Source organism: Alcaligenes endophyticus, assembly GCF_026344035.1.
GTDB lineage: Bacteria > Pseudomonadota > Gammaproteobacteria > Burkholderiales > Burkholderiaceae_B > Alcaligenes > Alcaligenes endophyticus.
On the sequence record NZ_JAPKND010000001.1, the window covers coordinates 98,559 to 112,040 of the forward strand.

At 51.7% G+C, this 13,482-nt stretch carries 12 protein-coding genes; 6 read left to right on the plus strand and 6 right to left on the minus strand.

Annotation, left to right across the window (positions count from 1 at the left end; genetic code table 11):
* Window positions 1-17 precede the first annotated feature (17 nt).
* From dusB to ruvA, 5 genes are read left to right on the plus strand one after another with little or no spacing between them, the layout of a single operon-like run.
* Window positions 18-1,022 (plus strand): tRNA dihydrouridine synthase DusB, encoded by a 1,005-nt coding sequence (gene dusB / locus OSH01_RS00460; RefSeq protein WP_266122089.1) that lies wholly within the window; start codon window positions 18-20, stop codon window positions 1,020-1,022.
* A gap of 39 nt (window positions 1,023-1,061) precedes the next feature.
* Window positions 1,062-1,301, plus strand: coding sequence for a helix-turn-helix domain-containing protein (locus tag OSH01_RS00465; protein ID WP_266122090.1), 240 nt, complete (start codon window positions 1,062-1,064; stop codon window positions 1,299-1,301).
* Between the two features lie 22 nt (window positions 1,302-1,323).
* Window positions 1,324-2,916, plus strand: coding sequence for a bifunctional phosphoribosylaminoimidazolecarboxamide formyltransferase/IMP cyclohydrolase (gene purH / locus OSH01_RS00470; protein WP_266122091.1), 1,593 nt, complete (start codon window positions 1,324-1,326; stop codon window positions 2,914-2,916).
* Between the two features lies 1 nt (window position 2,917).
* Complete coding sequence (gene ruvC, locus OSH01_RS00475; protein WP_266122092.1) at window positions 2,918-3,457, plus strand: crossover junction endodeoxyribonuclease RuvC; 540 nt, start codon at window positions 2,918-2,920, stop codon at window positions 3,455-3,457.
* An 18-nt stretch (window positions 3,458-3,475) separates the two neighbouring features.
* Window positions 3,476-4,054, plus strand: coding sequence for a Holliday junction branch migration protein RuvA (gene ruvA / locus OSH01_RS00480; protein ID WP_266122093.1), 579 nt, complete (start codon window positions 3,476-3,478; stop codon window positions 4,052-4,054).
* On the opposite strand, the gene OSH01_RS00485 is transcribed toward ruvA, so the two are convergent.
* The gene (locus tag OSH01_RS00485; protein WP_266122094.1) at window positions 4,040-5,020 is read right to left on the minus strand and encodes a threo-3-hydroxy-L-aspartate ammonia-lyase; all 981 of its coding nucleotides are present in this window, start codon (window positions 5,018-5,020) and stop codon (window positions 4,040-4,042) included. The two genes, ruvA and OSH01_RS00485, sit on opposite strands and share 15 nt — an antisense overlap.
* Window positions 5,021-5,263: 243 nt before the next feature.
* Here OSH01_RS00485 and ruvB point away from each other — a divergent pair, with 243 nt between their 5' ends.
* On the plus strand, window positions 5,264-6,328 hold the full coding sequence (gene ruvB, locus OSH01_RS00490) for a Holliday junction branch migration DNA helicase RuvB (protein ID WP_266122095.1): 1,065 nt from the start codon (window positions 5,264-5,266) through the stop codon (window positions 6,326-6,328).
* On the opposite strand, the gene recQ is transcribed toward ruvB, so the two are convergent.
* The 5 genes from recQ to OSH01_RS00515 form a co-directional block, all read right to left on the minus strand.
* A complete protein-coding gene (recQ, locus tag OSH01_RS00495) occupies window positions 6,320-8,179 on the minus strand; it encodes a DNA helicase RecQ (RefSeq protein ID WP_266122096.1) in 1,860 nt (619 codons plus the stop codon). The two genes, ruvB and recQ, sit on opposite strands and share 9 nt — an antisense overlap.
* Window positions 8,180-8,187: 8 nt before the next feature.
* Window positions 8,188-9,234, minus strand: coding sequence for a hypothetical protein (locus OSH01_RS00500; protein WP_266122097.1), 1,047 nt, complete (start codon window positions 9,232-9,234; stop codon window positions 8,188-8,190).
* 79 nt (window positions 9,235-9,313) lie between these two features.
* On the minus strand, window positions 9,314-11,065 hold the full coding sequence (locus tag OSH01_RS00505) for a ClcB-like voltage-gated chloride channel protein (protein ID WP_376918103.1): 1,752 nt from the start codon (window positions 11,063-11,065) through the stop codon (window positions 9,314-9,316).
* Window positions 11,066-11,097: 32 nt separating this feature from the next.
* Entirely contained in the window at window positions 11,098-12,147 is a 1,050-nt protein-coding gene (locus tag OSH01_RS00510; protein WP_266122099.1) for a cytochrome d ubiquinol oxidase subunit II, read from the minus strand.
* Entirely contained in the window at window positions 12,144-13,439 is a 1,296-nt protein-coding gene (locus OSH01_RS00515; protein WP_266122100.1) for a cytochrome ubiquinol oxidase subunit I, read from the minus strand. Before OSH01_RS00515 ends, OSH01_RS00510 begins: the two co-directional genes overlap by 4 nt.
* Window positions 13,440-13,482 lie beyond the last annotated feature (43 nt).

The window sequence follows — 13,482 nt, forward strand, 5'->3', positions numbered from 1 at the left end:
CGGGTAAAATCATACGAATGCGCCTCGGTTCCTGGACTCTCCCCAACACCGTCTTCATTGCTCCCATGGCCGGAGTCACCGACAGACCTTATCGTCGCCTGTGCAAGTCACTGGGTGCGGGTTATGCCGTGTCCGAAATGGCCGCCAGCAACCCACGTCTATGGGACAGTGTCAAAACGTCCAGACGGCTCAACCACGAAGGGGAAATCGATCCTATCGCGGTGCAAATCGCCGGTTCTGACCCCGACATGATGGCCGAAGCGGCAGTCTTTAATATACAAAAGGGGGCACGCATCATTGATATCAATATGGGCTGCCCAGCAAAAAAAGTTTGTAATGTACTATCGGGCTCTGCTTTATTAAAAGACGAAGATCTTATTGCTCGACTCTTAGAAAGCGTTGTCAAGGCATGTACGCCGCACCAGGTTCCGGTTACACTTAAAACCCGCACAGGCTGGGACCCCGAGTCACGTAATGCAGTACGTGTTGCCAAATTGGCCGAAAGTATCGGTATTGCTGCCCTAACCCTGCATGGGCGCACGCGTTGCGACTTTTACCAAGGTCACGCAGAATACGACACGTTGCGCGAAGTAAAACAGCATATATCAATTCCGCTTATTGCCAACGGGGATATCGATAGTCCCGAAAAAGCCAAATTCGTACTAGAGTACACTCAGGCGGATGCGATTATGGTAGGACGAGCTGCTCAAGGGCGCCCGTGGATTTTTCGTGAAATACAGCATTACCTTGAGCACGGCAGCCACCGCGCTCCGCCTAGCTTTGGCGAACTACGGCACTGCATGCTAGAACACTTGGAGGATCACTATTCGTTCTACGGTGAATACACCGGAGTACGAACAGCCCGCAAGCACATAGGCTGGTATCTGGCCGATATGCCCAACGCCAACCATTGGCTCAAGCACATTAACCAGATAAACAGTACTCGTGAACAACTACAAGCCTTGGAGCAATGGTTTGATCTTTGCCCCGCGGACGCCCCCTATATACAAGGGCAAACCTGACCCTATTTCTTTTTTTAGTAACGATTTTACGTAAACCAAATGTCAACCATCAATCCACTAGAGCAATCCGTGCGCGAGCGCCTGGAACGCTACTTTGCTGACCTCGGCGATTCCGAGCCACGCGATATGCTGTCCATGGTGATTTCCTGCGTAGAGCGGCCCGTTTTACAGGTCGCCCTGGAGAAATCTGCTGGCAATCAATCTAAGGCCGCAGAAATGCTGGGTATTACCCGCAGCACCTTGCGTAAAAAACTAAACGCCCACAACCTACAACCCTGAACTCACCCGTAACTATCTTTCCATGAACATCCAGACAGCTCTACTCTCTGTCTCTGACAAAACAGGTATCGTCGACTTTGCCCAAGCTTTGGCCAAACGCGGCATCCGGATTTTGTCTACAGGCGGCACAGCCAAACTATTGGCACAAGCAGGTCTTACCGTTACCGAAGTGGCGGAACACACCGGCTCACCAGAAATTCTTGATGGCAGAGTCAAAACCCTGCACCCTAGGATCCATGGTGGTCTGCTCGCACGCCGTGACAGTGAGGAGCACCTGGCTACCTTAGCAGAACATGGAATTGATCGTATTGATCTACTGGTGGTTAATCTTTACCCTTTCCGTGAAACCATTGCGCGCCCTGACTGCAGCTTTAACGATGCCGTAGAAAATATCGACATCGGAGGCCCCGCCATGCTGCGAGCCGCTGCCAAAAACCATGGTGGCCCCAACGGAGGGGTATGTGTGGTGATTGACCCAGCCGACTACCAGCGTGTACTGGCTGACTTAGACGGCCCTACCAAACAAGCTTCTTATGCCTTGCGTCTGGAACTGGCTGCCAAAGTTTATGCCCACACTGCTGCTTACGACGGCGCTATTGCTGCCTACCTGAGTAGTCTAGCGCAGGCTGAGCCAGCTCTAGATGCCGTACCTGAACGCCAAGAATGGCCGCAAGTACTAACGGTGCAATTCTCACAAAATCAAGCCTTACGCTACGGTGAGAATCCGCATCAATCTGCCGCCTTCTACACCGATGCGCAACTAGGTACTGGCCTACTAGGGCGCTATAAGCAGTTGCAGGGCAAAGAGCTGTCCTACAACAACATCGCGGATGCCGATGCCGCATGGGAATGCGTACGCAGCTTTGACGCGGGTGCCTGTGTCATCGTCAAGCACGCTAACCCTTGTGGCGTAGCCTTAGACGAAAGTGCTGCAATCGCCTATCAGAAAGCTTTCTCAACGGACCCCACTTCCGCCTTTGGTGGAATTATTGCTTTTAACCGCGAAGTGGATGAGGCAGCGGCACAAGCCATCAGTCAACAGTTTGTCGAGGTCTTGCTGGCCCCCTCTTACACTGACGCTGCCTTAGCCTTATTTGCGGCAAAAAAGAACGTGCGTGTACTTCAGGTTGAAGCTGGCAATGCGCATAACCCCTTTGATGTCAAACGTGTGGGCGGTGGCTGGCTGGTGCAAACCCCCGACACCTTCCGCGACGACAGCAGCCATTTCAAGATCGTCAGCCAAGCTCAGCCCAGTGCACAACAGATGCAAGATATGTTGTTTGCCTGGAATGTGGCCAAGTATGTGAAGTCTAACGCTATCGTATTCTGCGGCGAGGGCAAAACTCTAGGAGTAGGTGCCGGCCAAATGAGTCGTGTCGACTCCGCTCGCATTGCCTCGATTAAAGCGGCTAACGCTGGCTTAAGTCTAAATGGCTCAGCCGTGGCCTCAGACGCATTTTTCCCCTTCCGCGACGGGCTGGATGTCGTTGCCGAAGCAGGAGCAACTTGCGTTATTCAGCCCGGTGGTAGCATGCGTGACGACGAAGTCATTGCAGCCGCCAACGAACGCGGTGTCGTGATGGTTCTTACTGGCACGCGCCACTTCCGTCACTAATATGCGCATACTCGGGATAGACCCTGGCCTGCGTCTCACCGGCTTTGGTGTGATTGATGTACAGGGTTCCCGTTTACAGTATGTTAGTAGTGGCACCATCAAGGTGCCCACCGAGCTTGGCCTGGAACAGCGCCTACGTGTCATTTTGGAAAACATAGGTGAAGTTATCCAAGCGACCGCTCCTCAGGTGGCAGCGATCGAGAAAGTATTTGTCAATGCTAATCCTCACTCTACCTTGCTGCTCGGTCAAGCGCGCGGAGCCGCCTTATGCGCCCTCGCGCTGGCTGACCTGCCTGTGCACGAGTACACGGCGCTACAAATAAAAAAAACCGTTACCGGTCAAGGGCATGCTGCCAAGGAACAGATTCAGTTAATGGTAAAACACTTACTGCAACTGAATGGAACGCCCGCTCCAGACGCGGCCGATGCATTAGCCTGTGCGATCAGCCATGCACAATTTGCCCCGGTCTTGCGTCAATTAGAACAACACGCCGAGCTAACCGGTGCGCGCCGCATCCGTGGCGGCCGACTTATTCGTTAAAGCAACTCGAGGAAAATTATGATTGGACGTATACGTGGCAAGCTCATCGAGAAGCTTCCTCCTACCGTTTGCATAGACGTAAACGGCGTGGGCTATGAAATTGATGTGCCCATGAGTACCCTATATGACATGCCTGAGCTAGGTGCAGAAGTACAGCTTTACACCCACCTTGCGATACGTGATGATGCCCATGTTCTGTTTGGCTTTGCTCGTGCAGCCGAACGCAGTTGCTTTCGCACCCTAATTAAAGTGACGGGCGTTGGGGCTCGGACTGCGCTATCGTTACTGTCGGGCATGAGCGTAGAGGAACTGGCCGATGCCGTCACCCGCCAAGAAAGCCAATTACTGATGAAAGTGCCCGGCATAGGGAAAAAAACGGCTGAGCGCTTACTACTGGAACTCAAAGGCAAGTTAGGGGCTGACCTAGGCACTCATGCCGCCCACGCAAAAAATTCCAATCGACACGATATTCTGCATGCCCTGGAAGCCTTAGGCTACTCCAGCAAAGAAGCCAGCGCCGCCACGAAAGACCTGCCTGAAGACATGGATGTATCCGAAGGCATCAGGCAGGCACTTAAGTTATTATCGCGCCCCTAACGGACCACTTATGTAAGACGCTAAGGTGTGCAGATCTATATTACCCCCACTAATCAGCACACCAATACGTTTACCTTTACGTTCGGGCTGGGCAATAGCGGCAGCCGCCCCTAGACAACCTGTTGGCTCTACCAACATTTTCATGCGCTCAAGAAAAAAACGTTGCCGCTCTAATAGTTGCTCATCACTGACGGTCAAAATAGCGTGTACATATTGACGAATGATGTCAAACGTTATGGGCGCCAAAGAGACCGTTAACGCCCCATCAGCAATTGAACTGGGCGGGGCAATTTGCACAATATGCCCTTGACGTAAAGACTGCTGTGCATCGTTAGCGGCTTCGGGCTCGACCCCGTACACCTTGCACGCAGGCTGTAAGCTACTGGCCGCTAATAAACAACCCGACAATAAGCCTCCGCCACCCAAAGGCACGTACAGTTCATCTAAGTCGGGCACCTCTTCGAAGAGCTCTTTGGCTGCCGTACCCTGCCCTGCCAACACATGCTTGTGTCCAAACGGCGGTATTAAGGTCAAGCCGCGCTCAGCAACTAATTGATTGGCAATCTGCATTCGATCTTGCCGCAGACGATCGTACTCCACCACCTCGGCCCCATAGGCTAAGGTCGCCTGCTTCTTTGCCGCGGGTGCATCACTGTTCATCACTATGGTGGCTTGCACGCCCAATAAACGAGCAGCCAAGGCCACCGCTTGGGCATGATTACCCGAGGAGTAGGCCAGTACCCCAGCTTTACGTTGCTCATCGCTTAATTGCGCTAAGGCGTTGAAGCCACCCCGGAACTTGAAAGCACCAATACGCTGGAAGTTTTCGCATTTGAAAAAAAACTGCGCGTCATACTGCTCGTTCAAACTGCGCGAACTCAGTACTGGGGTGCGTAATACCACATTACGTAAAGTGTGCGCTGCCATCAAAACATCTTCGTAGCTAGCCTGATCTGAAGTAGACATAGTTGTCCTTGCAATAACTAAAATAGAGACTTAATAAAAAAACCTGGAGTGTGCTTGAAATCATGGCAGAGCTCAGACAAAGCGTCCATGAGACAAAACAAGTAAAGTGCAGACTTATCGCAGGCTAGCGTAAATTGCCCCAGCCTGACTGCGGGCAACACCGTTAAACCACCTTCCCCAGAGACGTAGCTGAAACAAAGGCGCTTGGTGTACCATACTGTATATTCAATCAGCTCAACAGCCATGGCTATACACTCAGATTCCCTCTCTAGCATACCCGCCCCTGACACACGTGTCGTCAATCCCGCGTCGCTATCACCGACAGAGGAATCCATAGAAAGGGCTCTGCGGCCGAAAAACCTGCCCGATTATGTCGGACAGCCCCGCGCTCGTGAACAACTTGAAATCTTCATTGCGGCCGCTCGCCAACGCCAAGAGGCCTTAGATCACGTACTACTGTTTGGCCCCCCCGGACTAGGAAAAACTACCCTAGCTCATATTATTGCGTATGAAATGGGGGTTAATATGCGGCAAACCTCGGGGCCTGTTTTAGAACGGCCCGGTGATCTGGCTGCGTTACTCACCAACTTAGAAGCCAACGATGTACTGTTTATTGACGAAATACATCGTTTATCGCCTGTCGTCGAAGAAATCCTCTACCCCGCACTGGAAGATTTTCAAATCGATATCCTGATCGGCGAAGGCCCCGCGGCCCGTAGCGTCAAACTAGACTTACAGCCCTTTACCTTAGTAGGGGCCACAACACGCGCTGGTATGTTAACCAACCCCTTACGTGACCGTTTTGGGATTGTGTCACGGCTAGAGTTTTACTCCGTCCAAGACCTTCATCATATCGTTCAACGCAGCGCGCAATTACTCAAAGTACAAAGTACCCCTGAAGGCTGTTTTGAAATAGCTCGTCGCTCACGGGGCACGCCTCGTATAGCCAATCGCCTCTTGCGTCGCGTACGTGATTACGCAGAGGTCAAATCAGGAGGCATCATCAGCCCTGAATCGGCCCACGCTGCTCTTTCCATGCTAGAGGTCGACCCTCAGGGCTTAGACTTGATGGATAGAAAGCTGCTTGAGGCTATTGTGCATAAGTTCGACGGTGGCCCGGTGGGCGTAGACAGCTTAGCCGCTGCCATTGGCGAGGAACGCGACACCATTGAGGATGTGATAGAGCCCTACCTAATCCAGCATGGCTTTTTGCAACGCACCCCTAGAGGCCGCTGCGCAACCTTAAACACCTGGCGACATCTAGGCTTAGAGGCCCCCAAACTAGGGAATAATGACCCTTTATTCTAATGCTGCACTGGGCATGAGCTGATCCTGATTTTGCTTCTGAAAAGCGGCTACACAGTCTAATAAGGCCTGCCCATAGGTTTCCCGCTTATGGGCTCCTATTCCAGTGATGCCGTCTAGATCACTGAGTTGAGCGGGACGCTGTTGAGCAATAGCACGCAAGGTTGCATTTTGAAAAATCACAAACGCTGCCACCCCTTGCTCACGCGCCACCTGAGCACGCCAACTGCGCAATACCTCAAAACAACGCAGATCTTCACCTTCCAATGCGGGCTCTTGGGCACGTTGACTTTTTACTTTATGCGCAGCAGGGCCACTACTGCTTTCGCGCCGCAGCAATAAACGGCGCTCCCCTTTTAGCACAGCACGACTGGTCTCGGTAAGCACTAGGGTACGGTGGCCTTCGCTATCTACTTCAATCAAGTTTTGTGCCAATAATTGGCGCAATACACTGCGCCACATTTGATCGCTAAGGTCTGAGCCTACGCCAAATACGCTTAAGGTTTCGTGCTGGTTACTCAGCACTCGTTCAGTACGTTTGCCTTGCAAAATATCGATTAAATGCCCGGCTCCAAAACGTTGCCCACGTTCACGCCATAAACGAAATATCGCCGACAATAACTTTTGTGCAGCGATCGTACCGTCCCACGACTCGGGCGGCTCTACACAGGTGTCACAGTGACCACAAGCGTCGATCTGCTGACCAAAGTACGCCAGCAGCCCCTGACGGCGGCAACTGGTGGTTTCGCACAGCGCCAGCATGGCATCGACTTGTTGAGCTAAATTTCTGCGATGCATCTCATCGCCTGCTGACTCACTGATCATGCGATGTAATTGCACCACGTCTTGTAAGCCATAAGCCAACCAAGCGTTCGCAGGCTCTCCATCACGCCCCGCTCGCCCTGTTTCCTGATAGTATCCCTCCACCGACTTTGGTAGATCGATATGCGCGACAAAACGCACGTCTGGCTTGTTGACTCCCATTCCAAACGCAATGGTTGCCACCATCACCACGCCCTCTTCGCGCAAAAATCTAGTCTGATTCCGAGCCCGCTGTGCGGCATCTAAGCCTGCGTGGTACGGTAGGGCGTGAATTCCTTGTTCAGCTAAAAATGCAGCGGTTTCGTCGACACGATTACGTGACAAGCAATACACGATGCCAGCATCACCCGCGTGTTCTTGTTGTATAAAGGCAAGTAGCTGACGTCTTACTTCTTTTTTCTCGACGATGCGATAAAAAATATTTGGCCGATCAAAACTGGAGACATAGTGCTCGGCCTGCTCAAGTTGTAAACGCTGAGCTATTTCAGCCCGTGTTTGGGCCGTGGCAGTGGCTGTCAAGGCTACTCGTGGCACCTCAGGCCAGCGCTGCGCCAACAAAGACAGGCCTAAGTATTCCGGACGAAAGTCATGCCCCCACTGTGATACGCAATGCGCCTCATCAATGGCAAACAGCGATATCTGACCACGTGCCAACATGTTCAAGCAACGGTCGGTTAAGAGTCGTTCTGGCGCCACATAAAGTAAATCAAGCTGCCCAGTGAGAAACTCACGCTCTACCTCACGGACGGTCTGCCAATCTTGGGTAGAGTTTAAATAAGCGGCCTGCACACCTAGTTCAGTGAGTGCATCTACCTGATCTTGCATCAAGGCAATTAACGGCGACACCACAATGCCTGTACCTGGTCGTAGCAAAGCAGGTATTTGGTAACACAGGGATTTACCACCGCCGGTGGGCATAAGAACTAAGGCATCGCCGCCTTGCTGCAAAGTTTGAATTACGTCGTATTGCTTACCACGAAAGCTGTCGTAACCAAAAACGTCCTGTAATACATCAAGCGCAGTGTGAGACATGCCTAAGCTTAAAAAATAGGTAAAGAAAAATACAGGCCTACATTCGATTTGTCGCCATCTAGGTGTTTGCGTGCCTGCAAACGCACCCTAAGGTTGGGACTGTACCAGAACTGTTGTGACAAGCCTACATATCTATCTTTCACACCCAGCTCATTACGCGCTACCTCATAGGCCGTACCTAGCTGCCCCACATGTGGTAGTGCAGTACGTAACTCCCACGTTTGGCGGGCGCCTCCACGCTGACTCGCTAAGCTTTGATAACGGCTTAAATCAGCAAAACGAGATTCATACTGCTCTACATTCCAACGTACCCGCGTTTGCTCCCAGACCTCAAGGTCGTATGCCGCTTGATAACGCCACCCTTGGCCATAAGTATGACTCGCCCGCGCCACACTGGCTTGCCATTCACCAAAATAATCGGAATGGTAGCGCCCTCCTAGGCCCATCACCGCTAAACCCGAACTACTTTGCAACAAGCTATCAACACTTACATTGCTAAGAGGGCTGACACTGGCCGACATACTGGCAGCCGTAGCGCCATACTGTAAATCACCTTGTTCTATGTCAGAGTTCAAGGCCATGGCACCCACAGACACAGAATACGACCACGCTGGCAAATTCTCTTGCTCGGTATAGTCCTGAGCCACACTTACACCACTTAAGCGTACATCGCGGGCCCAACTGGGTGAGCTAGCCGTGCTCCCACCTAATGTCAAACTGAATCCTTCTGGATCCTGATAGCGCCAATTATTGGTTCCTAGCTCCCAGTCGCTATAGCGAGGAACCTCCATGCTACGAGTCTGCCATTGCACTTGCCTGTGCCGTGCACGCCCCATGGGATATTTCCCCTTGCTAGGGCTGCTCCAGGCTAATTCTGCAGGAGGAGCCCACGCTGGCGACAAAGGCGCAGAACTATGAGTTGAATCCCAATTATCAAAAAAAGGACTAGGCTCGGGCAAAGGTTGGGCAATCGCCGCCTCACTGTTCTCTACTTTGTACAATTGCACCGCCGACAATTGCTCCAGACCACCCGCTGCACCCGTGCCAGAGGTCAAGCAGAAAACCAGCAGCGAACAAAAAAACACGGTTTTATAACAGCCCATACACATAGCAACCTACCTGCCAAAGCAAGAGTTAACGACGAGCCTTCAAATCTAGCATCACCTCACCGCTGGTATCCAACGAGCGCTTTATGGCGGAGTATTTCTCTAGCACAGCAGATTTATATACCACCCCCAGCAGACGGCCCCCCTCGGCAGAAATAACGGGTAGGCGTTCGCCACTGAAGTGTACAAATTGCTCTTGAGCCTCGTCCAGACTCATACCAGGATGCAAGGGCTTCACAAAGTCCATGCGAAGGATATCGCCCACTTGACGCTGCTGGGCATCGACATCGTTAAGCAGTAAACGCGTAATATCTTGCTGTGCAATAACGCCTTGATACTGATGCTGTTCATCCAGCACATACAAATATTTTACTGGATACTCCAAAAACATCTGTAACGCATCTTGTACTAATGCATCGGTGGTTACGGTAGTGTCCGCTGGGCGGACTAAATCATTCAGGCTGGTATGGCGCAGCCTATGCCTAAGCTGTGCATCGCGCTCGCGCACTAACGTGACCTCGTACATGGCTACTTCAGCCACAGCATGGGCCACAAAATAGGCCATGACACATGCCACAATGAGCGGCAGCACTAACTGATAGCTAAGCGTCATTTCAAACAACATCAGTATCGCCATAAAGGGCGCATTTGCTGCTGCTCCTAAAAACGCCCCCATGCCCGCCAGGGTAAAGAAATACAAAGGCACCTGCATATCAGGCAAAATCAGATATAGCACCTTACCAAATAACGTGCCAAACGCAGCCCCAACAAAAATGGCGGGAGTAAACACCCCCCCTACTGCACCAGAGCCCACCGTTAGACCGGTGGCTAATAATTTGAAAAACAACATGCCCAGCACCGCCCATAAGGTCCAATGCTGGTGCAGCATAGACGACACTACGCTGTATCCATTGCCAGCGGCATCGGGCACAAACACTAACACTATACCTACCATTAAACCGCCTAAACTGAGACGTATAGGCAAAGACAGGCCCGTTTTTTTAAACAGGCTGCGAAACCAATTCATTAGTTTCAAAAAACCCGGTGCCGCCAAACCTATCACTACACCTAGCAACGCAAACAGCAAAATACTCCATCCCCAGCTTTGCTCAGGTAAGAGCATTTGATACGGCGCTTTATACTGCCCTAAGGCGCGCATGGTGAAATTAGCACTGGCCGCTGCAATAAACAATGGCCCCAACACGGCAATATTCATCACACCAAGCACAATTTCAGCCACAAAAACTGCTGCAGCAATAGGCGCGCCATACGCCGAGGCCACGCCTGCAGCGGCGCCACAAGCCACTAACAAGCGCAAACGCTCTTGGCTAAACAAAGTAAAACGGCCAATGGCAGACGCTGATAGAGAGGACAGATGCACCATCGCCCCTTCTCGCCCTATTGACCCTCCAGAGGCCACGGTAAAGAGGGAGGAAAGCGATCGCAGCAAACCCTCACGCACCGATAAACGCCCATCGCCAATCGCCACGGCTTCCATGTAGTCTGACTTGGCCCCGGTAGAGTAACGCGCGGCAAAGCTTAATAAACAACCCGCCACTAAGCCGCCCAGCACGGGGAAAGCAATTCGCATGTACCATGGCAAGCTTTTGGTGACATGCACTATGCCGCCGTCCTGCCCTGCCACCAAGCGCTGCACTATCCCCATACCTTCGTGAAAAGCAATGGTACTAAGAGCGCCTAAAACCCCTACTAACACCGCCCAGCAAAGCATGGCCGGAGTATCGGACAACCACTGCAAGCCTTGTAACCGCTTGCGCATCGATAAAACAGAGAGTGTCACATTCAAGGCGTTCAGCCCTTAAAACTGGGCGGCAAGGGCGGCCTAGATAAGCCAAACATGCGCCAATAAACCCAAATATTGAAGATTAAAATAATGGGTAATGCTATCAGACTTGCTGTAAGGATAAAGCTTAGCGTCGTGACTGAGGCGGCGGCATCCCAGATGGTCAGTTCATCCAAAATCAAAAAAGGGAAAAAGCTAAACGCTAAACCAGATAGCACAGCCACCATAATCAGGAGCGTGAGTAAAAATGGCAAGGCCGTGGTGCGATAGCTACTGTTAATCATGCGTTGCAAACACATTTCTATGGACACAAAACCCAGCAGTATGACGGCCCACAAAAATAATACAGCGCCCCAGTAGGGGCCATCGCTCCATTTGAGCAACACCCCTGCGTTCACAAAAGCCAAGACCACCGAGACCGCCACAGCTCCCGCGGCAAACCAACGTACAGATCGACGCCCCCAAATCACGGCACGTGCTCGTAGCTCTCCGGCCTCACGCATAATCAGCCAACTTGAGCCCAATAAAACATACGCTGCTACGGCACAAAAACCAATAAAAAAGCTAAACCAGGCATACCCTGCATCACTTTGAAAACCTACAGCCACTTGTGCCAATAAAAAACCGTGGGAGAAAGCGGTCAGCACCGAACCCAAGCCAAAACAGCGCTGCCAATGTAATTGATATTCTTTGGGCGCACGCAACCGAAACTCAAAAGCGACCGACCGTAAAAAAACACCTGCCGCCAATACACACAGGGGCAGGTAGAGCGCCCCCATGATGCTACCCCACGCTTTAGGAAAGGCGGAGACAAACAAACCTAGCCCGAGAAAAAGCCAAAACTCGTTCGCATCGCGCCAAGGACTTAATAAAGACATCATGCGCGGCCGCAGGTACTCGGGGGCAAACAGGCTCAGCACCCCGACTCCAATATCAAAACCATCTAATACGGTACCCGCTAAAATAACCAAAAAAAACAAAAGCAAGAATGCTAGGGGCATCCAAAAAGCCGGATCAGTGGCCCCCAATCCAACTAGGTTAGCAAAGGAATCTATCATGCTCGACCTCTATGACGGGCAACGGGTACTACCCCAAAGCGCACAACGTGACGCACCATACGGTAAAAACCGTAAAAACACAGTACATAGACCGCCGACAACAATAAAGCTCCTACGCTTAGTGCCCACACCCCATGTTTGCCCATGACCTCGGCAAATAATATCTGGTCTCCGATTACATAAGGTGTGGTGCCCAGCAATACGAAAGCCGAGCCAGACAGCAGTAGCACCCACGCGGCGCCAGGGGCTAAAGCCAACGCTTGCCGAGTACGATGCGAAAGGGAGTGAGGGTCGAACCCAAAACGAGCCAATCGGAACAAGGACCAGACACACAATGCTAACAGCAGCGCACCACACACCATCGCAAAGCGATAAGACCAGGTAGCCACTATCAAGACAGGAACCGCCTCATCTAGGGCCTCGTCCAAGCTTAGCGGTTCGGCGGGTAAGTCGCCAGCCTCAGTCAGCGCATCCAAATCGTCTTCAACAAACTCGATAGCCTGCTGGTTAGTCGGCACTGTTTTTTTTTCTAGCAATTGACTTGGCTGCGGTATATCTACCGGAAAATAGGGGCTATTGAGCACTAGCGCCAACTGCGCACAAAGCGCTAGCACAGCCACCACGCACCCTGTTTTGAGGGCTAAACGCTCGCTTTCTGTAACAGGACGGCGAAAGGTTTGAATCGTGACCACGCCCACTAAAAATCCTGCCACCACCGTAAAACTACTGGTGAAGAATAAGCCTGCATACCAAGGCAAGGCTGGATTACCTAACACCTCATGCCAATCCAGTAACAGGTAACGCCCGTCTAGCAACTCTACGCCTGTAGGCACATGCATCCACGCTAATAACGTCACCAAACACAATACCGTCAGGCTGACTCCTAAAGCCACCATTAAGACTACAACAGTGTGCATGAAGCTAGATAAGCGGCGTTGCCCGAATAACATCAAGCCTAAAAAGCAAGACTTAAAAATGAACAGGCTGAGCATAGCGGCGGCTAATAAGGGCCCAGCCACCTCTCCCATGACTTCCATGAGCCCTGGCCATAAGCTACCAAACTGTATCAGTACCGGCATGGCTGCCGCAAAGCTTACAATGAAGGCGAGGGCAAAAATCCTTACCCAAAACCGATAGGCCCCCATCCAGGCATTGTGGGCCTTACCAAAGGTTCTAAGCCGGAAATAAAACAATACCCACGACAGGCCTAGCTCCAATGCCATAAACAACAGCATAAAAGCTAGGCTGATGAAAAACTGCGTCTGTGATAGATAAAGGGCGTAATGCGTCATAATGTGGGGTAGTTTAGAGCCACTTGCTTATTTATGCTTAACA

Excerpts from the sequence above, each read along its gene's own strand:
- ruvA (WP_266122093.1), top strand. The coding sequence starts at position 3,476 with ATGATTGGACGTATACGTGGCAAGCTCATCGAGAAGCTTCCTCCTACC.
- purH (WP_266122091.1), top strand. The coding sequence starts at position 1,324 with ATGAACATCCAGACAGCTCTACTCTCTGTCTCTGACAAAACAGGTATC.
- OSH01_RS00465 (WP_266122090.1), top strand. The coding sequence starts at position 1,062 with ATGTCAACCATCAATCCACTAGAGCAATCCGTGCGCGAGCGCCTGGAA.
- dusB (WP_266122089.1), top strand. The coding sequence starts at position 18 with ATGCGCCTCGGTTCCTGGACTCTCCCCAACACCGTCTTCATTGCTCCC.
- OSH01_RS00485 (WP_266122094.1), bottom strand. The coding sequence starts at position 5,020 with ATGTCTACTTCAGATCAGGCTAGCTACGAAGATGTTTTGATGGCAGCG.
- OSH01_RS00515 (WP_266122100.1), bottom strand. The coding sequence starts at position 13,439 with ATGACGCATTACGCCCTTTATCTATCACAGACGCAGTTTTTCATCAGC.
- recQ (WP_266122096.1), bottom strand. The coding sequence starts at position 8,179 with ATGTCTCACACTGCGCTTGATGTATTACAGGACGTTTTTGGTTACGAC.
- ruvB (WP_266122095.1), top strand. The coding sequence starts at position 5,264 with ATGGCTATACACTCAGATTCCCTCTCTAGCATACCCGCCCCTGACACA.
- OSH01_RS00510 (WP_266122099.1), bottom strand. The coding sequence starts at position 12,147 with ATGATAGATTCCTTTGCTAACCTAGTTGGATTGGGGGCCACTGATCCG.
- OSH01_RS00505 (WP_376918103.1), bottom strand. The coding sequence starts at position 11,065 with ATGCGCAAGCGGTTACAAGGCTTGCAGTGGTTGTCCGATACTCCGGCC.
- ruvC (WP_266122092.1), top strand. The coding sequence starts at position 2,918 with ATGCGCATACTCGGGATAGACCCTGGCCTGCGTCTCACCGGCTTTGGT.